Below are 23463 nucleotides of genomic sequence, written 5' to 3'. Positions count from 1 at the left end.
CCACGGCCGGTCAGGCCGGCGGAACGCGCCAGACCCAGACGTCGTCGACCCGTTGCGGTTCACCGAACAGAGCGGTGGCGGTACGCCGGACCGCCTCCTCGTCAACGTCGAACTTCGCGCCGTGCACCCGGTCGGCGAGCACCACCGTCTCGATCCGCCAGTGCCGCAGGTCGGAGCGGACCTCCCGGATGGTGCCGTCGGTGACGATCGGCACCGTTCCGGTGCGGCCCGCCTGGTCCATCAGCGCGCTCAGGGTGCGCGGCACCGGCCCGATCCGGCCGCGTCCGTCCGGGCCGCCGGGGCCGAGGAAGAAGCCGCCCGGGATGTCGAACTCACCCTGCCGGTGCGACAGCGCGTACGCCTGCCAGCGCTGACCGTCCGGGTAGATGTCCACGGTCAGCGGCACCGGGGTGAGCACCCCGCCCGGGGAGACGTACTCCCGCCAGGTCCCGGCCGTGATGAACCGCGGGATGGGCTCCCGCTCGTGGGTCAGGAGCGGAGTGGGCAGGAGCGGCAGCAGGGCCACCGCGAACCCGAGCGACCAGGCCAACTCCGTGGAGCGGTGCCGGGGCGGCGCGGCGCGCAACTGGTCGATGGTGTACGCCAGCAGCACCCCGATCACCGGCGCGACCACCAGGGCCAGCCGGGCGGGCAGCGCGGCGTTCACCACCGGCAACTGCCCGAGCAGGTCGAACGGCATCGGCAGGTCGGTGCGCCGCCCGTCGACCTTCGCCACCGGCCCGAAGGAGAGCACCGTGAAGATCAACGCGGTGGCGCTCAGAGCCCAGAGGGTGGCCCGGCGGCCGGCGTCGGCCCACCGCCAGAGCGCGACGAAGCAGACCACGGTGAGCACCAGCAGCGGAATGCCGAAGAACGAGTTCTCCTCGGTCGGGTTCGGTGCCAGCGAGGTGCCCAGCCCGGCCTCACCGGCCAGCGAGCGGCGCGGGAAGGCTGCGAACGCGGCGATGTCCTCGGAGTGGGTCACGGGGTCGAAGCCGGTGCCGTGGAACCGCTGCGGTCCGGCGAAGTGCAGCCACAGCGGGTACGACAGCAGCGCGGCGGCCACCACCGCGGTCACTCCGAGCCCGCGTAGGAAGGTGGGCAGCACGGCCCGCGCCTCGGCCCGGTGGGCCGGGTGTACCGCCCAGACGGCGACGAACACTCCGAGCGCGAGCGCGGTGAAGAACAGGCCCTCGGCGGCGATCGAGAAGGCCACCGCGACCAGGACGCCGAGGATCACCCCGTCCCGGAGCCAGTGCCCGGGCCGGCGCAGCGCGAACAGCCGCCAGATCAGCAGCGGCACCAGCCAGCCCGCGGTCCAGTTCAGGTGGGCGTTGGCGTGCGAGACCATGCCGGGGGAGTAGGCGATGAACAGGCCGCCGATCCCGGCGGCCAGCCGGCTGCGGACCAGGTGCCGGGAGAGCAGCCAGTACCAGGCCAGCGCGGTGGCGAGCAGGTTCAGGGTGAGGATCACCAGGAACGTCGCCGGCGGCCCGATCAGGTACGTGAGCGGGGCGAAGACCACCGCGTACACCGTGATCGAGGTGTTGACCGCGAGGTTGACCCCGTCCGGGACGTTGATCAGGTACGTGAAGAGCGGGTTGTCCCCGTGGGTGACCGCGTGCCCGCCGAAGGCCAACAGCCACTCGAAGAGCGCCTGGTCGCTGGAGTTGACGGTGATGGTGCGCAGGTTCGGGTCCCGCCACAGCCCACTGGTCACCCAGACGGCGAGCGCGAGCGCCACCAGCACGACGATCAGGTCGGCCCAGCGGTCCCGCACGGTGTGCGGCGGTGACGCGGGTGCGGGCCCGGTGGCCAGCGACGGGGAGGACGGCACGCAGCGGACGTTACCAACCGGACCTGGACCGGCCGGTCAGACACGGAACCTTCGGGCACACATCGCGTCGCGGGACGGCCGAACCGGGAGCACATCTTGACGTCGGTGAATGTGTGAGTGTGCCCCATGTCATAGCGGCGACACATCGACGTAACGTCTCGGCAATTCGACCGTGACCCAGTTCACATTTCGCCCCGGGAGGCCGCCGTGCGCCGCTCCTCATACCTCCTCACCCGGCTGACCGGTGTGGTCGCCGGGCTCGTCCTCGCCGCCGCCGGCGTCGTCGCCCTAGCCGCGCCTGCTCAGGCTGCCAGCCTCACCGCGGTCGCCAGCTTTGGTTCCAACCCCGGCAACCTAGCCATGTACGCGTACCGGCCGGACAACCTGCCGGCCAACCCGCCCGCCGTGGTGCTGTTGCACGGCTGCACCCAGAACGCGACCGGCTACTTCACCAACTCCGGCTGGCGCAAGTACGCCGACCAGTGGGGGTTCGCGCTGATCGTGGCGGAGCAGAAGTCCGGCAACAACGCCAACACCTGCTTCAACTGGTTCGAGCCGGGGGACACCGCCCGGGGTCAGGGTGAGGCGCTGTCGATCAAGCAGATGGTCGACCACGCGAAGGCGAACTTCGGGGTGGACGGTGCCCGGGTCTTCGTCAGCGGCCTGTCCGCGGGTGCGGCGATGAGCTCGGTCATGCTCGCCACGTATCCGGACGTCTTCGCCGCCGGATCGATCATCGCGGGCATTCCGTACCGCTGCGCCACCAGCATGGTCAACGCGTTCAGCTGCATGAACCCGGGCGCGGACAAGAGCCCGGCGGCCTGGGGCGACCTGGTCCGCGGCGCGTACTCCGGCTACACCGGCCAGCGGCCCAGGGTGGCCATCTGGCACGGCACCTCGGACACGACGGTCGCCCCGCTCAACGGCACCGAGTCGCGCGACCAGTGGACCAACGTGCGCGGCGTCTCGCAGACCCCGAGCAGCACCTCGTCGCTGCCCGCCGGCACCCTGGAGGTGTACGGCAACGACGACGTGCGGCTCTACCGGGTATCCGGAATGGGTCACGGCACCCCGGTCGACCCGGGCTCCGGCGCCGATCAGTGCGGCACCGCCGCCGCATACTTCCTGGACACGATCTGCTCGACGTACCGCGACGCGCTCTTCTTCGGCCTGAACGGCGGCGGAACCACCCCAACCCCCACCCCGACGGCCACCCCCACCCCGACGGCCACCCCCACCCCGACGGCCACCCCAACCCCCACCACGCCCCCGACCTGCGTGACCGCCAGCAACTACGCGCACGTGGCCGCCGGCCGCGCGTACCACTCCGGTGGCTACGCCTACGCGAACGGCTCCAACCAGCGAATGGGCCTCTACAACACCTTCTACACCAGCGCCCTCAAGCAGACCGCCCCCAACCACTGGGTAATAGGCTGCTGACCCCCGCCCCACCCCACCCCAGGGCGCTGACCCCCGTCGATCATGAAGTTGTTGCCACGACACGCCGAGGTGGCTGGCAATAACTTCATGATCGACGGCGGTGGGGTTACTCGGTGAGGGCGGCGTGCAGGGCGGTGCGGAGGTCTGGGTGGTGGTACGGGTAGCCGGCCCGGGTGAGCACGGCGGGTAGGACGCGGGTGCTGGTGAGGGCCTCGTGGGCGAAGCCGCCGAGGACCACCTTGAGTGCCAGCGCGGGGATCGGGATGATCGCCGGCCGGTGCAGTTGCCGGGCCAACTCCCGGGTGAACTCGGCGTTGGTGACCGGGTTCGGCCCCACCACGTTCACCGGGCCGGCGATGTCGGCGCGGTCCAGCAGGAAGCGGATCGCGTCCAGCCAGTCGGCCATCGAGATCCACGGCAGCCACTGCCGGCCGCTGCCCAGGCGGCCGGCGATGCCCAGCTTGAACGGCAGCAGCTGCGGCTTGAGCAGCCCACCGTCGCGGTGCAGCGGCAGGCCGGTGCGCAGCCGCACCACCCGTACCCCGGCGTCCTCCGCCGGCCGGGTCGCGGCCTCCCAGACCCGGCAGACGTCGGCGAGGAAGCCCTCACCTGCCGGGGCGTCCTCCTCGACGACCCGGTCGCCGGTGTTGCCGTACCAGCCCACCGCCGAGGAGTTCAACAGCACCTGCGGCCGGTCGGCGGCCGGCAGCCCGGCGATGGTGGTCGCCAGGGTGCTGGTGCTGTCCACCCGGCTGGTACGGATCAGCCGCCGGTAGTCGTCGTTCCAGCGCTTGTCGCCGACCCCCGCGCCGGCCAGGTTGACCACCGCGTCCGACTCGGCGACGGTCGCCGGGTCGAGCTGCCCGGCGGCCGGATCCCACCGCCGCTCCCGCGGGTCGAGCGCCGGCCGGCGAACCAGCCGGGTGACCTGGTGGCCGTCGGCCGAGAGCCGGTCGACCAGCCGGGTGCCGAGGAAGCCGGACGCGCCGGCCAGAAGGATCCGCATACCCTCATCTTCGCCCAGAACGCCGTCGGTGGATGCGTCGGGCGGCCGACGTCACCGGCTGCGGAGCGACCCGGCGAAGAAATCTGCGCGGATCCACCGGGCGGCGTGGAAAACGCAGGTCAACGGGCGTTCCAGGCGCCGAAAAAGGCTGTCGCGCGCATTCGGCGGTCGGCGTGTTTCCGCAGGTCAGAGCGAACGTGAATGCAATGTTCGCGATTGCTTCCGGCGTCGATCTGACTGACCATGAGCCATCCGAGTGCACCCCCGAATGGCCGGGTTGGCGCACCATGCCCGCCGTCGGGCAACCCGTGAGGAGGAACCATGCCGATCCTGGTGACCGGAGCGACCGGGACCGTCGGAGGCAGCCTGGTCCGGCAACTGGTGGCCGCCGGCCACGAGGTACGCGCTCTGACGCGTGACCCCGCCTCGCCGGCGGCCGCCGCCCTGCCCCACCGGGTGGAGGTGGTGGCGGGTGACTTCGCCAGGCCGCACACGCTGGCCCCGGCGCTGCGCGGCGTGACGCGTATGCACCTGGTCGCGATGGACGGGTACGGGCCGCTGACCACCGGTGCGGAGATCCTGGAGCTGGCCCGGCAGGCCGGCGTCCGCCGGGTCACCCACCTCGGTCACAACGATCCGAGCCGGGCGGACGACGACCCGATCGAGGCACCCCACCGGCCTCTGCACCGGGCTGTCGAGAACTCGGGCCTGGAGTGGACGCACGTCTTCCCCGGCGAGTTCATGGCGAACACCCGGGACTGGGCGGCCGGCATCCGGACCGAGGGGGTGGTGCGGGCGCCGTTCGGGGACTGGAACAGCGCGTTGGTCCACGAGGCGGACATCGCCGCGGTCATCCTGGCCGCGCTCACCGACGATGGCCACGCCGGCCGGGTGTACCAGCCGACCGGGCCGGAGCCGGTCCGCCGCCGGGACGCGGTCCGGATGATCGGCGAGGCGATCGGCCGTCCGGTGCGGTTCGACGAGCTGACCCCGGAGCAGGCCCGCGAGCACTGGAAGGATGACTACCCCGCCGAGGTGATCGAGTGGTTCCTGGAGATGGGGCGGTATCCCGACGGCAACGGCTGGGTCGCCCCGGACGTCGAGCAGGTGACCGGACGCCCCGGGCGCACGTTCCGGCAGTGGGCCGCCGAACACGCGGACGACTTCCGTTGAGGGCGCCCGGGGCGTGGAGCCGGTGGTCAGGCCGCGTGGGCCGGACGCAGGTCGGCGAGCAGTCGCTCCACCTCGGCGTACGCCTCGGCGCTCAGCGGGCCGAGCGCCAGGGTGGCCAGGTTCTCCTCGGCCTGGGCCACCGTGCGCAGGCCGGGGATCGGCACGGTACGCGGGCTGCGCGCCAGCAGCCAGCCGAGCGCCCCCTGGGCCAGGGTGCGCCCGTCGGCGGTGAGCGCCGCCCGGACCTGTTCGACCCGGGCCGCCCAGCGCGGCGTCGGGCGTCCGTCGGTGAACCACTCCAGCCACTCCGGTGCCCGGCCGCGCACGTCGTCCGCGCCGACCGCCCGGGTCGACCCGGTGAGCAGCCCCATCGCCAGCGGCCCACGGTTGAGGCTGGCCAGGTCGTAGCTGTCGCAGACCGCCAGCACCGCCGCGTTGTCCCGCAGCACCGACTCGTCGTGCTGGATGGCGGCGCAGTGCGCGCCCGCCGCCGCGAAAGCCTCCGCCGAGGCCGGGTCGTCGGTGCTCCACCCGTACGCCCGGATCTTGCCCTGGCCGACCAGGTCCTCCAGGGTGCCGACCAGGTCGAGCGCGGCGGGCACCGGCAGCTCGTTGATGTGCAGTTGGTAGAGGTCGACGTGGTCGGTGCCGAGCCGGCGCAGCGAGTCCTCCAGGCTGCGTACCGCGAAGGCGGGGCTGGCGTCGGTGCCGAGCGCCCGCCGGGTGGCCTCGTCGCTGACGTTGCCGAACTTGGTGGCGATCACCGCACTGTCCCGCCGCCCGGCCAGAGCCCGGCCGAGGATTCGCTCGCTGTGCCCGGCGCCGTAGTTGCTGGCCGTGTCGAACAGGGTCACCCCGAGGTCGAGTGCGCGGTGGATGGTGCGGATCGACTCGTCGTCGTCCACCTCGCCCCAGCCGAACGGCTGCCCGTCGTCGCCCCAGAGCGGGCCGCCGATCGCCCAGCAACCCATTCCGATCGCGCTCACCTCGATGCCGCTGCGTCCCAGCGTCCGTGTCGTCGTCATGCGGACCAGCCTCCAACCTGGAGTGCACTCCAGGTCAAGCACTACCCTCTCGGGACATGAGTGGTTACGCCCCCGCGGAGGCTGCCCGCCGCAGCGGCTTCAGCCTGGACACCCTGCGGTACTACGAGAAGATCGGCCTGCTCGCCGACGTGGGCCGGACGGCGGGCGGCCGGCGGGTCTTCACCGACGACGACCTGAGCTGGTTGGTGCTGTTCCGCTGCCTGCGCGACACCGGGATGCCGATCGCCCAGATGTGCCGCTACGCGCAGCTGGCCCGGGAGGGTGAGCACACCACCGACGAGCGGCGGGCGCTGCTGGAACGGCACGCGGTGCGGGTCGAGGACCAGATGCGCCTGCTCCAGCGCCAGTACGACCACCTCCGGGAGAAGATCCGCTTCTACGAGCGGCTGCCCGGCCCGGGGCCGGAGGCCGGGCAGCCGACGGCAGCCGCCCGCCCCGGCTCGTAGGCGGCGCGGGCGGCGAACAGCCGTCAGTCGGCGGGTCGCGGCGCGGTCAGGCCGAGGAGTTCCTCGGCCGTCCCGGGTTGGCCGGTGAGCGCGTTCAGCGCGTTGACCAGCCTCTTCTCCTCGTACCGGAAGTGCGACTCCAGTAGCGCGGCCAGCCCGTCCAGCTCGCCGCGCAGTTGGGCCGCCGGCGTCGCCGTAACATCGCCCAGCAGGTCCTCGACCCGCTCCAGGATCCCGGCCACCACCTCGTGGTCGGTGATCAGGTTGGCGATGACGGGGCGTAGCTCGGGGACCTGGTCGGCCAGCAGCCGGAAGGCGCCGGCGTCCTCCCCGGTGTGGTGCCGGCCGAGGGCGGCGCAGAAGGTGAGGCAGTGGGCCCGCAGGTCCCGCGATGGGCGGACCTCGCCGGGGGAGGCGGGGTCGAGGCTCGCCCGGAGGCGGGCCAGCTCCGCGCTGAGCCAGAGGTGGATCTCGATCATCTGATTGCCGACGGCGGCGAGCCGGCCGGCCGGTGAACTGGTTGGGTGCACGTTTGTCCCATGCTGTCCCCGCGCCTCCATGCCCACGGCGGCCTTCGTGCCGGGTGCACCGCGACGCTGGGCCGGATCCTATCCCGAGGGGTCAGGGCGTGGTGGGGTCGTCCGGCTCCCTGAGGTCGTGCCAGCGGGCCCGCCAGGCGGCCTCGTTGGCCTCGTGGGTGGTCCGCTCCTGGAAGACGACGGACCGCAGCGCGTGCCGGGAGCTGGCCATCACCATCACCTCCACGGCCACCAGTCCGACACAGATCACGGTCGCGAGGGTGAGCGCACCCAGCGCCGGCAGGTGCTGACCGATCGGGAGGGCCAGCGTGAGCACCACGATGACGCCGACGCGAGTCCAACTGACGGTGTGCAGGGTGCGGAGCTGGAACAGGATGTTGGTGGCGAAGTAGCAGATCAACCCGCCGAAGAGCATCGGCACGGCCGGTCCCTCGACCTTTTCGGCGATCCCGCCGGCCGGGTCAGTGATCTTGTGCAGGACCTGCTCGTTGCCGATGGAGAAGAGGATCACCCCGGCGATCATCGGCAGGTAGAGGTACGCGTACGCGTCGCGGGCCATCGCCACCCGGGGCCCGCCCTCCGCCGCGTGCAGAGCGATCCGGGCGGCTGGCCCGATGAAGTCGAAGTGCGCCCACCAGAGGGCAGCGGTGACCACGATGCCGAGCGCGGCGGCCGCCACCGCCGGCCAGGTGGCCGGCTTGCCGAGCAGGTTGCCGCCCACCCCTGTGGAGATCACCGATTCGCCCAGAGCGATGATCAGAATGAGGTCGTAGCGCTCTGTCCAGTGCTCGGCGCTGGTCACCCCCCAGCCCCAGGTGCCGACGATGAAGCCGGTGGCGTACTGCACCACCACCACGGCGATCCACAGCCCGTCGCGAACCATGGCGGCCTGGTCGGGGTCGGTGATCTGCGGCGGGATCAGCGCGGCGGCCAGCAGCAGCACGATGCTCACCGCAAGCTCCGGGGCGAACCGCCGCAGTTGCCGCCGCTCCTGCGGGCTGTCCCGCACCACATGCTGATACAGGATCATGTGAACGGCCCGGACCACGACGTAGCTGATGGCCACCAGCATCGGCCCGGAGGCGCTTCCCTTCGGGTCGCTGAACGCCTGCGGCAGCCCCAGCGCGAACGCGAACAGGGCGACCATCGCGATCACCATGAGCACCGGGACGTAGCCCTCGCCGAGTCGGACCCGGGTGGCGACCAGGCTGTGCACCACCCAGATCCACCAGAGCACGGCGAGGACCAGGCCGGCGTGCAGCAGTTGCCGGCCGGAGATGTTCGCGGCGGTCGCGCGGGTGATGATGAAGAACGAGAAGACGAAGACCAGGTCGAAGAAGACCTCGAACTTGTCCACCCGTGCGCCGGGGGCGATCGGGACGGCCGGCCCCAGTTGCCCATGCCGCCGGAAGCCACCCACGAACCCACTCTGGCAGCGTCCAGCCTGGGCGGAGGCCGGAACGGGTCAGCCCGCTCGTCGGTGCCGCAAGCCGTCCATCAGTAGGTCGAGGAGCCGGTCGGCCTGGGCACGCTCACCGGCGGCCAGGGAGATCCCGCTCAGGCTTACCAGCACGTCGCCGGTTTCCACGTCCGCCCGGACGCTGCCAGCCGCGACGCCCGCAGCCAGCAGCCGGCCCAGCGCCTCCAGCAGCCGGTCCCGGCTCTGCGCGTACGGGTTGGCGCCGGCGGCGATCACCAGGCGCAGGGCGTCGGCCATCCCGCGCTTGGTGGCGAGGTAGTCGATGAAGCGGGACATCCAGTGGCGTAGCGCCCGATCCGGCGGCAACCGGTCGAGCAGTTCAGGCACGGCCTCGCAGAGCTTGCCGAGCTCGTTGCGGTACGCCGCCTCGACCAGCGCCTCGCGGGTGGGGAAGTGGCGGTAGAGGGTGCCGATGCCCACCCCGGCCTCCCGGGCGATGGCGTCGAGCGTTACCTCCGGCCCGGGGCGGGAAAACGCCTGGACCGCGGCCTCCAGCAGCCGCTCCCGGTTGCGCAACGCGTCTGCCCGTAGCGGGCGGGGGCCGGTCTCCGGCACGTCTCCTCCTTGGCTGGTAGGGCCGACGGGTGCACCCCGCAGTGGTATCCGGAGGAAACTCCGGTTAGTCTCGACCGTAGCGGAGGATCCTCCGCTTCCATCGTAGTGGCGGGCCGGTCGGTCCGCCCCACCCGGACAAGGATGGATCATGACGACGAGCACCTCGATCACCACACCGTTCACCCATGACTCCACCGCCATGGACGTGATCCAGGGCGTGGACCTCGGCGGGCGGCGGGCGATCGTCACCGGCGGGTCGTCGGGCATCGGCGTGGAGACCGCCCGCGCCCTGGCCAGCGCCGGCGCGCAGGTCACCCTGGCCGTCCGCAACACCGACGCCGGGCAGCGCGTCGCCGACGACATCACCGCCACGACCGGTAACGACCGGATTCTGGTCGCCCCGCTCGACCTCGCCGACCAGGACTCGGTCGCCGACTTCGTGGCCAACTGGGACGGCCCGGTGCACATCCTGGTCGACAACGCCGGCATCATGGCCGCGCCGCTGAGCCGGACCCCCCAGGGCTGGGAGATGCAGTTCGCCACCAACCACCTGGGGCACTTCGCGCTCGCCACCGGACTGCGCCCGGCTCTGGCCGCCGCCGACGGGGCCCGGATCGTCTCGGTCAGCTCCGCCGCGCACCTGCGCTCGCCGGTGGTCTTCGAGGACATCCAGTACGACCGCCGGGCGTACGAGCCGTGGCAGGCGTACGGGCAGTCCAAGACGGCCAACGTGCTCTTCGCCGTCGAGGCGACCCGGCGCTGGGCCGACGACGGCATCGTGGCCAACTCGCTGATGCCCGGGGCGATCCGGACCAACCTCCAGCGCTACGTCAGCGACGAGGAACTCGACCGGTTGCGCGCGGGCAACGCGGCGGCCTGGAAGACCCCCGAGCAGGGTGCCGCCACCTCGGTGCTGGTCGCCGCGTCGCCGCTGCTCGACGGCGTCGGTGGGCGGTACTTCGAGGACAGCCAGGAGGCCGGCCCGGCCAAGCCCGGCGATCGTCGCGGCGTCGCGGAGTACGCGCTGGACCCGGAGGCCGCCGAGCGGCTCTGGGAGGTCTCGACCCAGCTGCTCAAGGGCTGAGCCCTCCGGCGCCGGCCCGGTTCCGACCTGGCCGGCGCCCGCCCACCACGAACGACGAAAGGGCGCCCCGGTCGACGACCGGGGCGCCCTTTCGGTTGGCTCGGAATCAGGCCAGGCCCAGCTCCGACTCGAAGTTGCCGGCCTCCAGCCGCTCCTTGACCGCGGCCAGGAAGCGGGCCGCGTCGGCGCCGTCGATCAGCCGGTGGTCGTAGGACAGGGCCAGGTAGACCATCGACCGGACCGCCACGACCTCGCCCAGATCCGGGTCGTTGACCACGACCGGCCGCTTGACCACGGCACCGGTGCCGAGCATCGCCGACTGCGGCGACGGCACGATCGGGGTGTCGAAGAGAGCGCCCCGGCTGCCCGTGTTGGTCAGCGTGAAGGTCGCCCCGGCGATCTCGTCCGGGCTGATCTTGTTGGTCCGGGTCCGCTCGGCCAGGTCCGCGACCCGCTTGGCGATGCCGCCCAGGTTGAGGTCGCCGGCGTTGTGGATGACCGGAACCAGCAGGCCCCGCTCGGTGTCCACGGCGATGCCGAGGTGCTCCGCCTCCGGGTAGGTGATCGTGCCGCCCGCCAGGTCCATCCGGGCGTTGACGATCGGGTACGTCTGCAGCGCCTCGACGGCGGCGAGAGCGAAGAACGGCAGGAAGGACAGCTTCACGCCGTGCCGCTGCTGGAAGGAGTCCTTCGCCTGCGTCCGCAGCTTGGCGATCCGGGTGACGTCCACCTCGATCACCGTGGTGAGCTGCGCCATCTCGTGCAGCGACTCCTGCATCCGCGTGGCGATGGCCTTACGGATCCGGGTGAGCTTCTCCGTGGTGCCCCGCTTGCCGCTCGGCTGCGGCTTCGCGACCGGCTTGGCCGGGGCCGGGGCCGCGGCGGCGGCGGCCGGCTGCGGCGCGGCGGGGGCGGCCTTGGCCGCCTTCGCCTTCTCGGCCGCCTCCAGCACGTCCTGCTTGCGGATCCGACCACCCACGCCGGTGCCGTTGAGCGAGGACAGGTCGACGCCGTGCTCGCTGGCCAGCTTGCGCACCAGCGGAGTGACGTAACCGGCTGCCTCCTCGCCGCCACCCTGCGCCGGAGCGGACGGGCGCTGCGGCGTCGGGGTCGGCGCGGACGGCTGCGCGGCCTGCTCGGCCTTCGCCGGCTGCGCCGAGGTCTCGGCCGCCGCGGCCGGCTCGTTGTACGACGTGCCGGGGGTCGGCTCCTCGACCTTCGGCTCGGCCTTGGGCGCCGGCTTGGCCTCCGCCTGCGGCTCGGGCTTCGGCTCCGGCTTCGCCGGCGCGGGGGCCGCACCGGCAACGCCGATGATCGCCAGGTCGGCGCCGACCGCCGCGGTCTCGTCCTCGGGGACCTTGATCTCCAGCACCGTGCCGGCGACCGGCGACGGGATCTCCGTGTCCACCTTGTCGGTGGAGACCTCCAGCAGCGGCTCGTCCACCTCGATGGTGTCGCCGACCTGCTTGAGCCAGCGGGTGACCGTACCCTCGGTGACGCTCTCGCCCAGGGCCGGCATCTTCACCGCGGTGCCCTCGCCCGAAGGCGCGGCGGCCGGAGCCGGCGCCTCGTCCTGGGCCACCTCGGCGGTGGTGCCCTCGGCGGCGGCCGTCGGCTCGGCGGCCGGCTCGACCGACTCGGCCGGGGCCTGCTGCTGCTCCTGCGGGGCGGCCTCGCCGCCACCCGCCGACTCGCCCTCACCGGCGATGACGGCCAGCTCGCTGCCAACCTCGGCGGTCTCGTCCTCGCCGACCACGATGCGGCTCAGCACGCCCGCCGCAGGCGACGGGATCTCGGTGTCGACCTTGTCGGTCGAGACCTCGAGCAGGGGCTCGTCGACCTCGACCGTGTCGCCCTCCTGCTTGAGCCAGCGAGTGACGGTGCCCTCGGTGACGCTCTCGCCGAGCCGGGGCATGGTGACCGATACCGGCATTTTCTGAGACTCCTTCATTCCCCTGGTGGGATCTTCGCCCGTCGCCGGACGCCGCGGGTTGTCGTGGTCAGGCGTGCGCGTGCAGCGGCTTGCCGGCGAGGGCCAGGTGCGCCTCGCCCAGGGCCTCGTTCTGGGTCGGGTGGGCGTGCACGAGCTGGGCGACCTCGGCCGGGTAGGCCTCCCAGTTGTAGATGAGCTGCGCCTCGCCGACCAGCTCACCCACCCGGGCGCCGACCATGTGCACGCCGACCACCGGGCCGTCGTCCACCCGGACCAGCTTCACGAAGCCGGCGGTCTTGAGGATCTGGCTCTTGCCGTTGCCACCCAGGTTGTAGTTGTACGTCTTCACCTTGTCGGCGCCGTACTGCTCCTTGGCCTTCGCCTCGGTCAGGCCGACCGACGCCAGCTCCGGGTCGGAGTAGGTGACCCGCGGGATGCCGACCTCGTCGATCACGGCCGGGGTCTGGCCGGCGATCTCCTCGGCGACGAAGATGCCCTGCTGGAAGCCGCGGTGCGCGAGCTGGAGGCCGGGCACGATGTCGCCGACCGCGTAGACGTTCGGCACGCTGGTGCGCAGCCGCTCGTCGGTCAGCACGTAGCCGCGGTCCATCTTGACGCCCTGCTCCTCGTACCCGAGGTTGGCGGTGTTCGGGCCGCGACCGACGGCGACGAGCAGCAGCTCGGCCTCGACGGTCTCGCCGCCCTGGATGGTCAGCTTGACGCCGTTCTCGGTCTTCTCGACCTTCTCGAACGGCTTGCCGACCTTGAAGTTGATCTTCCGCTTACGGAACGCCCGCTCCAGCGCCTTCGACGACTCCTCGTCCTCGGCGGCCACCAGGCGGGGCAGCGCCTCGACGATCGTCACGTCCACCCCGAAGGACTTCCACACGCTGGCGAACTCGACGCCGATCACACCGCCACCGAGCACGATCGCGGAGGCGGGGATCCGGTCCAGAACCAGGGCGTGGTCACTGGTCAGGATCCGCTCGCCGTCGACCTCCAGGCCGGGCAGGCTCTTGGCGTACGAGCCGGAGGCCAGCACCACGTTGCGGCCGGTGTAGCGCTTGCCGTCCACCTCGACGGTGTTCGGCGCGACCAGCGTGCCGCGCCCCTCGACGATGGTGATCGACTTGTTGCCCTTGAGCATGCCCTGCAGGCCCTTGTACAGGCGGGAGACCACCCCGTCCTTGTACGCGTTGACCCCGGCCATGTCGATCCCGACCAGCTCGGCCTTCACACCGAACTGCTCCGACTCGCGGGTCTGGTCGGCGATCTCCGCCGCGTGCAGCAGCGCCTTGGTCGGAATGCAGCCGTTGTGCAGGCAGGTGCCGCCGAGCTTGCCCTTCTCGACCAGGGCGACCGTCAGGCCCAGTTGGACGGCACGCAGGGCGGTCGCGTAGCCGCCGCTGCCACCTCCGAGGATGACGATGTCGAAGGTTGCGTCGTTCGGCTCGCTCACGTCCAACTCCCAGGTCGCGTCACTGCATCGGGGGTCACAGAGGTGTAACAGGGACACACCCCACCTCGGTCATCTTGTCACCACTGGGCACAGGGTGCGTACCGAGGTGCCCAACGACACGTCGGTGACACGTACCCTTGGCACCGTTATCGATGACAAACGTGGGGGAGAGGTCCGGTGGGATTGTTCCGCCGCCGTAAACAGGCGCGTGTGTCGAGCCACGACCGCGCGGCCGATCGTGGCGACCTCGACCATCTGGAGAACTTTGTCCGGAGCCGGCGCGGCGTCGAGGCGTTCATCGAGCCGCGGACGACGGTGACCGAGACCACGGTCATCCTGATCGCCGACGACGGGGAGTGGACCCGCCGGCGCGTCGACGGCCCGGACGGCGCCCGGCGCTTCGCGTACCGGATGGGCATCCCGGTGTACGACGTCCGGCTGATGGGCTACCCGCAGCGCATGCGCGACTTCAACGAGCGCCGCAAGCGCCGCCCCGAGCGGTACTGAACGCGACCGGGGCGCCCCCGTTTGGGGGCGCCCCGGTCGTCGGTCTTCTGACGGTCAGCCGTTGACGGCGACGTCCTCGACCAGCTGCACCAGGGTGCGGACCGGCACGCCGGTGCCGCCCTTGGTCCAGTAGCCGGTCGGCTCGCCGGAGTGGTAGCCCGGCCCGGCGATGTCGATGTGCGCCCACGCCACGTCGTCGGTCACGAACTCGCGCAGGAACACGCCGCCCTGCAGCATGTGACCGGCCCGGTCCATCCCGGCGTTGACCTGCGAGATGTCCGCCACGTCGGAGTCCATGCCCTTGCGCACGTCGTCCGGCAGCGGCATCGGCCAGGCCGGCTCGCCGACCGCGTCGCCGACCGTCCGGACCCGCTCGCACAGCTCGGGGGTGCCCATCACGCCGGCCATCCGCTTGCCGAGCGCGATGACCTGGCCGCCGGTCAGGGTGGAGGTCTCGAACAGGTAGTCGGTGCCGTCCTCGCAGGCGCGGGCGATCGCGTCGGCCAGGATCATCCGGCCCTCGGCGTCGGTGTTGAGCACCTCCACCTTCTTGCCGCTGTACATGCTGATCACGTCGCCCGGCCGGTAGCTGGTGCCCGACGGCATGTTCTCCGCCATCGGCAGGTAGGCGCTGACCGCCACCGCCGGCTTGAGCCCGGCGATCGCCAGCATGGCGGCGCCCACCGCGGCGGCGCCCGCCATGTCGGACTTCATCTCCCACATGCCCTGCGCCGGCTTGATCGAGATGCCGCCAGTGTCGAACGTGATCCCCTTGCCGACCAGCGCGACCCGCTTGCCGTTGCCGCCACCCTGCGGGGTGTAGGTCAGCTTCACCAGCCGCGGCGGAGCCTCCGAACCCTGCCCGACCGCGACGATGCCGCCGTACCCGCCAGCGACCAGCGCCGCCTCGTCCAGCACCTCGACGCCGAGGCCCGCGGCACGGGCGGCGTCGGCCACGGCTTCGGCGAACGACGGCGGACGCAGCTCGTTCGGCGCGGTGTTCACCCAGTCCCGGCTGAGCCGGACCGCGCCGGCCACCACCTGCGCCCGGCTGATCTCGGCCTGGGCGCCCTCGTCACCGGCGTCCGGCACCGCGACCAGCACCTCGGCCACCGGCTCCCGCCGGGCCGGCTGCGGCCGGGTCTTGTAGCCGGCGAACCGGTACCCGCCGAGCAGCGCGCCCTCCGCGACCGCGCGCAGGGCGGCCGGCGCGTCGGCGTCGTCCGGCAGCGGCATGGCCAGGGCCACCTTCGGTGCGCCGGCCAGAGCCCGGATCGCTGCACCGGTCGCCCGGCGCAGCGTCTCCGGTGCCGGGGCGGCACCCGACGGCTCCGGGCCGAGCCCGACCGCGGCGACCACCGGGGCGGTGATCGTGCCCAGCGTGGCCAGCTTGATCACCTCGCCCGGGCCACCGGTCGCGCCGAGCAGCGCCAGGGTCTCGGTCAGCTTGCCGTCGAACGCGGCGGCGATGCTCTCCGCGCCGCTGGCGAGCAGCAGGGTGCCGGTGCGGCCGCTGGTGGCGTCCTGCTCTCCGGGCTGGCTGTGCACGCCGATCACGATCGCGTCGACGGCGAGTTCCGCCGGGTCGGTGTCGACCAGGCTCAGGGTGGTGGTGCGGGGTGATGTCACTGAAGCTACTCCGGGCGGGCCGGGCCGGCCGCGTCGTCGCGTACCGGCGATGAAGGTCTCCGGCGGAACCTACCCGCCGGACGTCAGGGCTGTCCCGTCGATGGCGCTGACAGGGTCCCGCCGATGCTAACCAGCGGCGTTGCCCCCGGTAAGTTGCCACCCATGACCGACGTGACCTCCTCCGCCGCCGAGACCCGGCTGCGCCGTTCCCCGCTGCACGAGCGGCACACCGCTCTCGGTGCCAAGTTCGCCCCCTTCGGGGGCTGGGAGATGCCGCTGGAGTACGCCGGCGGCGGGGTGCTCAAGGAGCACGCCGCGGTGCGTACGGCGGTGGGGGTCTTCGACGTGTCGCACCTGGGCAAGGCCCGGGTGAGCGGCCCCGGCGCGGCCGAGTTCGTCAACGCCTGCCTCAGCAACGACCTGGGCCGGATCGGTCCGGGTCGGGCGCAGTACACGCTCTGCTGCGACGACGCGACCGGCGGCGTGGTGGACGACATCATCGCCTACCTGTACGCCGACGACCACGTCTTCCTCATCCCGAACGCCGCGAACACCGCCGAGGTCGTGCGCCGGCTGCGCGCCGCCGCGCCGAAGCAGATCACCGTCACCGACGAGCACCAGGCGTACGCGGTGCTGGCCGTGCAGGGCCCGCGCTCGGCGGAGCTGCTGGCCGCCCTCGGCCTGCCCACCGAGCACGGCTACATGAGCTTCTCCGCCGCCAGCCTGGCCGGGGTGGAGCTGACGGTCTGCCGCACCGGCTACACCGGCGAGCTGGGCTACGAGCTGGTGGTGCCGGCGGAGCACGCGGTCCCGGTCTGGGATGCGCTCTTCGCCGCAGGCGAGAGCTTCGAGCTGCGTGCCTGCGGGCTGGCCGCCCGGGACACGCTGCGTACCGAGATGGGCTACCCGCTGCACGGGCAGGACCTGTCCCTGGAGATCACCCCGGTGCAGGCCCGCTCCGGGTGGGCGGTTGGCTGGGACAAGCCGGCCTTCTGGGGCCGCGACGCCCTGCTCGCCGAGAAGGCCGCCGGCCCTCGCCGTACGCTGCGCGGCCTGGTGGCCGTCGACCGGGCCATTCCGCGGCCCGGGATGACCCTGCACGTCGGCGACGCGCAGGTCGGCACGGTGACCAGCGGCACCTTCTCACCGACCCGCAAGCAGGGCATCGCGCTGGCCCTGCTGGACACCGACGCCAAGCTCGCCGACGGCGACCTCGTCGAGATCGAGATCCGCGGCCGCCGGGCACCCATGCAGGTGACCCGCCCCCCGTTCGTCAACCCCTCAGTCAAATAACCGCTGCCCCACCTCTGGCCCCGGGAGGGGTCAGGGGGTGGGGGTCGGGGGTTCGCCGGAGTCGAGGACGGCCTGGGTCCAGCCGCCCTCGATGACGCCGGTGGCGTCCAGCACCGCCCAGTCGACCACGTCGGTCGCCTCCACCACGACCGGGACGCCGATTCGCACCGAGGAGTCGGTGGCCGCGTCGCTGGCGCTGACGCCCACGATCCGCTCCGGGGCTTCCCACGACGTGACGCCCGCCCAGACGTACTCCGGACCGTCGTCGCCGGGCAGGCCGTACTTGACCACCAGCTGTGACTCCGCCGGCAGGTGACCGGCGACGAACCGGGTCCGGGCGTCGCCCAGCGCGGCCCGGGCAGTGGCGACCGCCCGGCTCATCGCGTCGCCGGAGCGCGCGTAGCGCACGTCCGGCTGGATCCCGGCGAACAGCGTCGCGCAGGCGGCCGCGTAGTAGCGCCCGTCCGGACCGGGATGCCCGGGCGGCGGGCGCAGGCTGAGGAACGAGTCGGCCTCCGGGTCGGTCGCCGGGTCCAACTCAAGGCGCAGCAGCACCGGGGCGGTCGCCCCGTGCTGGTCCGGGTTGCCGTACGCCACCGCGATGTCATGCCCGGTCACCGTGGCCAGCACCGGCAACTGCACGAACGCCGGCACCTCCTCGCCGTTGAGCCCGTCGGTCCAGTCCCGCAGCAGCCGTCGCGCCGCCCCGGTCATCACCGCGCCCCAGGCCCGGGTGAGGTGGTCGGGCACCCCCTGGGTCTGCAACTCCAGCAGCCCGAAGCGGCGCAGCCCCTTGGTGGTGAACCACAGACCCTCCACATCCGAGGAGTACGGCACCAGCACCCAGTCCACCAACCGGATCCGGCCCTGCTCATCGGGGAGCGAGCGCAGCGCGGTCGCCGGGTCGAGGAACTGCAGGCCGAAGACGTCCACCACGTCGCCGTCGACGGATTCCGCCACGGCAGCCGCGACCGCGCGGGCCGCCCACTCGTGCGCGGGCGGCCAGCCGGGCCGGTACTCGGCCTGCACCACCACCAGGTGACTTGCCGCGGCGAGCCGCGCCAGTTGCGCCTCGGTGGCGCCGAACGCGGTGAGCAGGTCCGGTGGTAGCTCGGGGAACTCCGCGATCGGCCGGGTGTCCACGCTCATCAGCGGGCTGTCCAGCATCTGCCGGGCCAACCCGTGCACCGGCTCGGCCAGCCGGCCGGTCAGCGCCGCCACAGCGGTCTTCGCGCTGACCTTCGGTAGCCCCGCCATCGGCACCAGGTAGGTCGCGCTGAGCGACTCCGGGACCGGTACGGGCAGGAAGTCGTCCGTGATGAGCATTCTTTGTCCCCCGGTGGCCGCGCCGGTGCTGTCGAGGCGAACGCTACCCGGCCGGCCTCGACGGGTTCAGCCGGACAGCACCAGACCGACGTAGACCAGCGTGGTGACCACCTCTACGGTCGCGCCGAGCACGTCGCCGGTGATCCCGCCGAGCCGGCGTACCACGTGGGTGAGCAGCGGCACCGCGACGGCGAGTGCGACGGCGACGGCCAGCGGCCCCTGCCAGGGCCGGTCCGGCACCGCCGGCACCGCCAGCAGCACGACGGCGACCGCGCCGGCGGCCAGCGCGGCCGGGCCGACCGTGCCGGCCACTATGGCGCCCAGCCCGTCCGGCCGGGCAGCCGGCACGCCCCGCCGGCAGGCCACCGTCACGCCGAGCCGCCCGGCGGCGGTCGCCGCGACCACCGCCGCGAGGCAGGCCGGCCAGGACCGCCCGGCCAGCTCGGCGAGTGCCGCCGCCTGCACCAGCAGGACGACCACCAGGGCGACCACCCCGAACGGGCCGACGTCCGGTTTCTTCATGATCTCCAGCGCCGCCGCGCCCCGCCGGTACGAGCCGAGCGCGTCCACGGTGTCGGCCAGCCCGTCCAGGTGCAGCCCTCGGGTGAGCAGGGCTGCGGCGCCCACGGTCACACCGGCGGCCACCAGCGGGGGAGCAAGCGCGCCGGCCAGCAGCAATACGCCGGCCAGCAGTACGCCGAGCAGCGCGCCGACCGCCGGGGCGAGCGCCATCGCGGCGCCGGCCACCGGGCGGTCGATCCGCCCGGCCCGTACCGGCAGGGTGGTGAACGTGGTGACCGCCAGCCGGGCCCCCGCGACGAGCCGCGAGTCAGCCGGCACGCCAGCCCGACGCCGGCTGCTCGTCCGCCCCGGTGCTGGCCGGGCCCGGTCCGTCCGGCTCCGGCTCGATGAACTCCGGATCGGTGTACTCCCGGTCGGCGTACTCCGGATCGGTGTACTCCGGCTCCTCGGGGGCCGGCTCCGGCTCTCCGCCGCCGAGCGACGGGTGGACCGGCAGCGCGGCGGCCAGCGCCAGCACCGAACGCAGCAGCGGGAGCGCGACCAGTGCGTTCGCCCCCTCGCCGAGGTCCAGCCGCAGGTCGAGCAGCGGGGTGAGGCCGAGCACGTCGGCGGCCAGCCGCACCGCCGGGTGCCCGCCGTGGTCGGCGAGCAGGCACCAGTGCCGTGCCTGCCCGGCCAGATCGCGGCTGACCATGCCGGCGGCCAGCCCGACCGGCCCGTCCAGCAGCACCGGCACCCGGCGGGCGGTGGCACCGAGCAGCACGCCGGTGGCCACGGCAACGTCGCCGCCGCCCAGCTCGGCCAGCACGTCCTTGGCGGTACGCGGCGAGCGACGGGTGCGGTGCAGCGCGTCGCGTACCGCCGCGCAGCGGATCATCCAGGCCGCGTCGTCGATCTCGCCGGAGTCGGTGATCACCCGGCTGAGCACGGCCTGCGGCTCCGCGCCCGCGGTGGCCGCCAGCACCGCCGCGGCGGCCGCCTCGGTGCCAGCTCCGCACGCGCCCAGCACCAGCAGCTGTACGCCGGCGTCGGCGGCCTGCTCGGCCAACCTCCAGCCGTAGCGCAGCGCCGACTCCACCTGCTCCGGCGCGAGCGCCGGCTGGTCCTCCATCGGCGCCGCGGCCGGAGTGTCCACCACCTGCAGGCTGGCGCCGCTCTCGGCGGCCAGCCGGGCCAACGCGCCCCGGCCGGCGCGGGCCTGCACGGCCCGGCGTGCCGAATCGCCGGCGACGGTGCCGGCGGACGCCCCGCCAGCGTGGTCGCCGTGCAACAGCAGCACCCGCACCGAGCCCCAGGCGACCGGGGTCGAGGTGCCCTGGGTGGCGGCGGCGAAGCCGACCACCCGGTCCAGCACACCCAGCCCGGCACCGGGAACGTCCAGCGTGGCCAGCCGGTCCACCGCCTGCGGGCCGGTGTACTCGTCGGGCATCGGCAGCTCCATGCCCGGCTGGATGACCAGTCCGGTGGCCACCATCGGCAGCGCCATGGTGGGCGCGGCCCAGGGGTTGCCCGGCTCCTGGTTGGGGGCGACCGGCGGCGCGTGGGTCAGCACGTCCGGTAGCTGCACCTCGGGGGTCGGCTCGGTGTCGGCCAGGCTGACGACGACCGGCGCGGAGACGACCGCCCGGGAGCCGGCCGGCTCGGTCACGGTCGCGGCGCTCGCGGGCTCGGCCCCGGCGGTGCTCGCGGGCGCGACGGCCGGCTTCAGCCAGGCCGGCTGGCCGGCGACCACCAGCACCACAGCGTCGCAGGCGTCGGCGACCGCGCGGTTGGCCGCGCCGAGCGCGTCGGTGAACGCCCGGCCCAGCGGTGTGGTCGGCACCAGTGACAGCCCCACCTCGGGGCTGACCAGCACCACCCGCGCCGAGCAGGTGCGGATCGCCTCGGCCAGCTCGGCGATCGTCGCCACGTCGTCGGCGGGCTGGTGATCCGGGTCGAGCAGCACCGTCACCCAGCCGCCCAGGTCGTCCACCAGCAGCGTCTCGTTGGGCTGTGCGGACGCGAGCACGTCGGCCAGACGCCGTGGCTCGGCCGCCGTCTCCTCGGTGGTCCAGCTGCCCGGCCGCCGGGCGCGGTGCGCGGCGAGCCGGGTCGCCCACTCGGTGTCGTCCGGGTCACCCTCGGGCGCGGTGGCGAGGTAGCGGACCACCGGTGCGTCGGTGACCAGGGACTCGGCGAACTCGGACTTGCCGGACCGGATACCGCCGAGCACCAGGACCGTGTTCCACCCGTCTACGGACATGCCCGTACCTTAAGGCCGCCCGGCGTCCCGCTGCCTGCCGGCCCGGCGCTCGCGGTTGATCAGTCGCAGTGTTCGAACCCGCTGCCGTAGCTGACCCCGCCGGTGGCGCCACCCCATTTCACACACTTCCCGGCGGCGCTGGCCCGCAACGGCCCGGCGTAGTAGTCGAAGGACCCGCTGTCGGTGCTGCGGGCCCGTCCCTGGACCTCCAGGTACGCCGACGCCGCCGACGGCGTGCCGACCGCGGTGTCCTTGAGGGTGACCACGCAGTTGTTGCCGTTGCCCGAGTGGTAGAGCAGGTAGACCCGCCCCCGGCGGCGGCCGTCACCGCCGGTCAGCGTCGCTGAGTCGATCACCTGGTAGCCGCTGCCGCACGCCTGCGCCGCCGTGTACGGGTTGGGCCGGCCCGCCGGGCTGCCGCTGGACGTCGGCTGGCCGCTGGCCCCCCCGGTCGGCGTGGTCCCCGGCGCCGTGGTGCGTGGGGCCGGGGCACCGCTGCCCGGCGCGCCGGGCTGGCCGCTGGCGCCGGTCGGTGCGGCGGTCGCGGTCCGGCTGGCGCCCGGCGTGCCGCTGGGCAGGGGCCCCGGGCTGGTCGCGTCCCCGCTCGGCAGCGGGACCTCCGCGGCCGACACCGATTCGCCGGCCAGTGCCGGCGGACCGTCCGTTCCACCAGGGTCGGAGCCGGGCCGCAGTGCCGCCACGGCCCCGGCGACCAGCGCGACGAGGACGACCGCACCGACCCCGACCAGCAGTGGCCCGCGCCGCCGGGCCGACCCGGTCCGGAACGGGTCCTCCCGGGTCTGCCCGGTCCCCACCGGTTCGGTCCCGAAGGCCGCTCGGGGCCGCGGGTCCGTGGGCGGGGCCGATGGCGTCGGCGCGGGGGTCGGGATGGCCCGCGGGGTGGGTCCCAGGACGGGCGGTGGGGTGGGGCTCGGGACGGGCGGCGCGACGTCCGGCGGGGTGGGGCTCGGGACGGGCGGCGCGACGGCCGGCGGGGTCGGGCCCGGGACGGATGGGGTGGGGGCGGCCAGCGCCCACGGTGGGCGGGCGGCGAGCGGGATGCTGGCCAGGGTCGCGTCGCGGGCGTCGGCGGCGGCGCCGGCCAGCTCGGCGGCGCTGGTGTAGCGGTCCGCGGGGCGCTTGGCCAGCGCGCGGGCGACCACCGCCGCCACCGCTGGCGGGGTGTCCGACGGAAGCGGCGCCGGTTCCTCCTGGGCGTGCCGCAGCGCCACCGCGAGGGGGTTGTCGCCGTCGAACGGCGGCTGCCCGGCCAGGCAGAAGTACGCCACCGCGCCAAGCGCGTAGACGTCGGTGGCGGGGGAGACCCGCTGCCCGGTGGCCTGCTCGGGCGACATGTACGAGGCGGTGCCGAGCACCATGTTCGCGGCGGTGAGCCCGGCCATGGTGCTCGAGCGGGCGATGCCGAAGTCGACCAGCACCACCCGGCCGTCGGCCTTGACCAGCAGGTTGCCCGGCTTCACGTCCCGGTGCACGATGCCGGCGAGGTGGGCGGTGTGCAGCGCGTCCGCCGCCTGCGCCAGCACCGACATGGTGGTGGCCGGGTCCAGTCGACCCACCCCGCGCACCCGGGCGCTCAACGGCTCGCCCTCGACGTACTCCATCACCAGGTAGTCGACCCGGCTGCCGTCGGCGAGGGCGGTCTGCCCGACGTCGTGCACGGCGACCACGCCGGGATGCCGCAGCGCCGCCAGCATCCGTGCCTCGGCCCGGAACCGGGCGGTGAACTCCGGGTCGGCGACCAGCGACGGCAGCAGCACCTTCACCGCCACCTCGCGCTCCAGCATCACGTCGGTGCCGCGCCAGACCGCGCCCATCCCGCCCGTCGCCACCCGCTCTCCCAGCCGGTACCGGTCGCCGAGCAGCACTCCCCGTGTCAGCACTGGGCCACCGTACCGGCCGGCCCCGACGGGGATCGATCAACCCAT

At 73.3% G+C, this 23463-nt stretch carries 19 protein-coding genes; 6 read left to right on the top strand and 13 right to left on the bottom strand.

The window, feature by feature from the left end; translation table 11 throughout:
- Positions 1–10: 10 nt before the first annotated feature.
- Positions 11–1837: a DUF2079 domain-containing protein gene (locus ACFY29_RS07745; RefSeq protein ID WP_386984166.1), complete on the bottom strand. Its 1827-nt coding sequence runs from the start codon at positions 1835–1837 to the stop codon at positions 11–13.
- A gap of 207 nt (positions 1838–2044) precedes the next feature.
- On the opposite strand from ACFY29_RS07745, the gene ACFY29_RS07740 reads away from it, so the two are divergent.
- A complete protein-coding gene (locus ACFY29_RS07740; RefSeq protein WP_386984164.1) occupies positions 2045–3277 on the top strand; it encodes a PHB depolymerase family esterase in 1233 nt (410 codons plus the stop codon).
- A gap of 106 nt (positions 3278–3383) precedes the next feature.
- On the opposite strand, the gene ACFY29_RS07735 is transcribed toward ACFY29_RS07740, so the two are convergent.
- Entirely contained in the window at positions 3384–4283 is a 900-nt protein-coding gene (locus ACFY29_RS07735) for a TIGR01777 family oxidoreductase (protein ID WP_386984162.1), read from the bottom strand.
- A gap of 321 nt (positions 4284–4604) precedes the next feature.
- On the opposite strand from ACFY29_RS07735, the gene ACFY29_RS07730 reads away from it, so the two are divergent.
- Complete coding sequence (locus ACFY29_RS07730) at positions 4605–5456, top strand: NAD(P)H-binding protein (RefSeq protein ID WP_386984160.1); 852 nt, start codon at positions 4605–4607, stop codon at positions 5454–5456.
- A 26-nt stretch (positions 5457–5482) separates the two neighbouring features.
- Here the strand turns inward: ACFY29_RS07730 and ACFY29_RS07725 are convergent, their stop codons facing one another.
- Positions 5483–6481 (bottom strand): aldo/keto reductase, encoded by a 999-nt coding sequence (locus ACFY29_RS07725; protein ID WP_386984158.1) that lies wholly within the window; start codon positions 6479–6481, stop codon positions 5483–5485.
- 56 nt (positions 6482–6537) lie between these two features.
- Between ACFY29_RS07725 and ACFY29_RS07720 the strand changes: the two genes are divergently transcribed.
- A complete protein-coding gene (locus ACFY29_RS07720) occupies positions 6538–6948 on the top strand; it encodes a MerR family transcriptional regulator (protein ID WP_386984156.1) in 411 nt (136 codons plus the stop codon).
- 23 nt (positions 6949–6971) lie between these two features.
- Here the strand turns inward: ACFY29_RS07720 and ACFY29_RS07715 are convergent, their stop codons facing one another.
- The 3 genes from ACFY29_RS07715 to ACFY29_RS07705 all read right to left on the bottom strand — a co-directional run bounded on the left by ACFY29_RS07715 (position 6972) and on the right by ACFY29_RS07705 (position 9522).
- Positions 6972–7478, bottom strand: a complete 507-nt coding sequence (locus ACFY29_RS07715; protein WP_386984154.1) for a hemerythrin domain-containing protein — start codon at positions 7476–7478, stop codon at positions 6972–6974.
- Between the two features lie 91 nt (positions 7479–7569).
- The gene (locus tag ACFY29_RS07710; RefSeq protein WP_386984152.1) at positions 7570–8907 is read right to left on the bottom strand and encodes a low temperature requirement protein A; all 1338 of its coding nucleotides are present in this window, start codon (positions 8905–8907) and stop codon (positions 7570–7572) included.
- A 45-nt stretch (positions 8908–8952) separates the two neighbouring features.
- Positions 8953–9522 (bottom strand): TetR/AcrR family transcriptional regulator, encoded by a 570-nt coding sequence (locus ACFY29_RS07705; RefSeq protein WP_386984150.1) that lies wholly within the window; start codon positions 9520–9522, stop codon positions 8953–8955.
- A 148-nt stretch (positions 9523–9670) separates the two neighbouring features.
- On the opposite strand from ACFY29_RS07705, the gene ACFY29_RS07700 reads away from it, so the two are divergent.
- Positions 9671–10606 carry an SDR family NAD(P)-dependent oxidoreductase gene (locus tag ACFY29_RS07700; protein ID WP_386984148.1) on the top strand — a complete coding sequence of 312 codons (936 nt, stop codon included), beginning with the start codon at positions 9671–9673 and terminating at the stop codon, positions 10604–10606.
- Between the two features lie 106 nt (positions 10607–10712).
- Here the strand turns inward: ACFY29_RS07700 and sucB are convergent, their stop codons facing one another.
- Both sucB and lpdA read right to left on the bottom strand, forming a co-directional pair.
- Complete coding sequence (sucB, locus tag ACFY29_RS07695) at positions 10713–12539, bottom strand: 2-oxoglutarate dehydrogenase, E2 component, dihydrolipoamide succinyltransferase (RefSeq protein ID WP_386984147.1); 1827 nt, start codon at positions 12537–12539, stop codon at positions 10713–10715.
- 67 nt (positions 12540–12606) lie between these two features.
- Entirely contained in the window at positions 12607–13998 is a 1392-nt protein-coding gene (gene lpdA / locus ACFY29_RS07690) for a dihydrolipoyl dehydrogenase (protein ID WP_328418981.1), read from the bottom strand.
- A gap of 177 nt (positions 13999–14175) precedes the next feature.
- Between lpdA and ACFY29_RS07685 the strand changes: the two genes are divergently transcribed.
- Positions 14176–14505, top strand: a complete 330-nt coding sequence (locus ACFY29_RS07685) for a hypothetical protein (RefSeq protein WP_328418980.1) — start codon at positions 14176–14178, stop codon at positions 14503–14505.
- Positions 14506–14559: 54 nt separating this feature from the next.
- Here ACFY29_RS07685 and ACFY29_RS07680 read toward each other — a convergent pair whose 3' ends face one another.
- A complete protein-coding gene (locus tag ACFY29_RS07680) occupies positions 14560–16134 on the bottom strand; it encodes a leucyl aminopeptidase (protein ID WP_386984145.1) in 1575 nt (524 codons plus the stop codon).
- 162 nt (positions 16135–16296) lie between these two features.
- Between ACFY29_RS07680 and gcvT the strand changes: the two genes are divergently transcribed.
- On the top strand, positions 16297–17427 hold the full coding sequence (gene gcvT, locus ACFY29_RS07675) for a glycine cleavage system aminomethyltransferase GcvT (protein ID WP_355604839.1): 1131 nt from the start codon (positions 16297–16299) through the stop codon (positions 17425–17427).
- A 30-nt stretch (positions 17428–17457) separates the two neighbouring features.
- Here gcvT and ACFY29_RS07670 read toward each other — a convergent pair whose 3' ends face one another.
- The 4 genes from ACFY29_RS07670 to ACFY29_RS07655 all read right to left on the bottom strand — a co-directional run bounded on the left by ACFY29_RS07670 (position 17458) and on the right by ACFY29_RS07655 (position 23418).
- Positions 17458–18753, bottom strand: coding sequence for a DUF2314 domain-containing protein (locus tag ACFY29_RS07670; protein WP_386984144.1), 1296 nt, complete (start codon positions 18751–18753; stop codon positions 17458–17460).
- Positions 18754–18819: 66 nt separating this feature from the next.
- Entirely contained in the window at positions 18820–19593 is a 774-nt protein-coding gene (locus ACFY29_RS07665; RefSeq protein ID WP_386984142.1) for an adenosylcobinamide-GDP ribazoletransferase, read from the bottom strand.
- Positions 19583–21517 carry a bifunctional adenosylcobinamide kinase/adenosylcobinamide-phosphate guanylyltransferase gene (locus tag ACFY29_RS07660; RefSeq protein ID WP_386984140.1) on the bottom strand — a complete coding sequence of 645 codons (1935 nt, stop codon included), beginning with the start codon at positions 21515–21517 and terminating at the stop codon, positions 19583–19585. The genes ACFY29_RS07665 and ACFY29_RS07660 overlap by 11 nt, the downstream gene beginning before the upstream one ends.
- Positions 21518–21576: 59 nt before the next feature.
- Positions 21577–23418, bottom strand: a complete 1842-nt coding sequence (locus ACFY29_RS07655) for a protein kinase (RefSeq protein WP_386984138.1) — start codon at positions 23416–23418, stop codon at positions 21577–21579.
- Positions 23419–23463: the final 45 nt, after the last annotated feature.

The sequence above is a fragment of the Micromonospora sp. NPDC000668 genome, assembly GCF_042897975.1.
Lineage (GTDB): Bacteria > Actinomycetota > Actinomycetes > Mycobacteriales > Micromonosporaceae > Micromonospora.
This window is presented reverse-complemented; position numbering and strand designations above follow the sequence as displayed.

Bases quoted from the DNA above. Each gene is read 5' to 3' on its own strand.
- ACFY29_RS07735 (WP_386984162.1), bottom strand. From the start codon at position 4,283: ATGCGGATCCTTCTGGCCGGCGCGTCCGGCTTCCTCGGCACCCGGCTG.
- ACFY29_RS07730 (WP_386984160.1), top strand. From the start codon at position 4,605: ATGCCGATCCTGGTGACCGGAGCGACCGGGACCGTCGGAGGCAGCCTG.
- ACFY29_RS07725 (WP_386984158.1), bottom strand. From the start codon at position 6,481: ATGACGACGACACGGACGCTGGGACGCAGCGGCATCGAGGTGAGCGCG.
- ACFY29_RS07720 (WP_386984156.1), top strand. From the start codon at position 6,538: ATGAGTGGTTACGCCCCCGCGGAGGCTGCCCGCCGCAGCGGCTTCAGC.
- ACFY29_RS07700 (WP_386984148.1), top strand. From the start codon at position 9,671: ATGACGACGAGCACCTCGATCACCACACCGTTCACCCATGACTCCACC.
- sucB (WP_386984147.1), bottom strand. From the start codon at position 12,539: ATGCCGGTATCGGTCACCATGCCCCGGCTCGGCGAGAGCGTCACCGAG.
- gcvT (WP_355604839.1), top strand. From the start codon at position 16,297: ATGACCGACGTGACCTCCTCCGCCGCCGAGACCCGGCTGCGCCGTTCC.
- ACFY29_RS07670 (WP_386984144.1), bottom strand. From the start codon at position 18,753: ATGCTCATCACGGACGACTTCCTGCCCGTACCGGTCCCGGAGTCGCTC.
- ACFY29_RS07660 (WP_386984140.1), bottom strand. From the start codon at position 21,517: ATGTCCGTAGACGGGTGGAACACGGTCCTGGTGCTCGGCGGTATCCGG.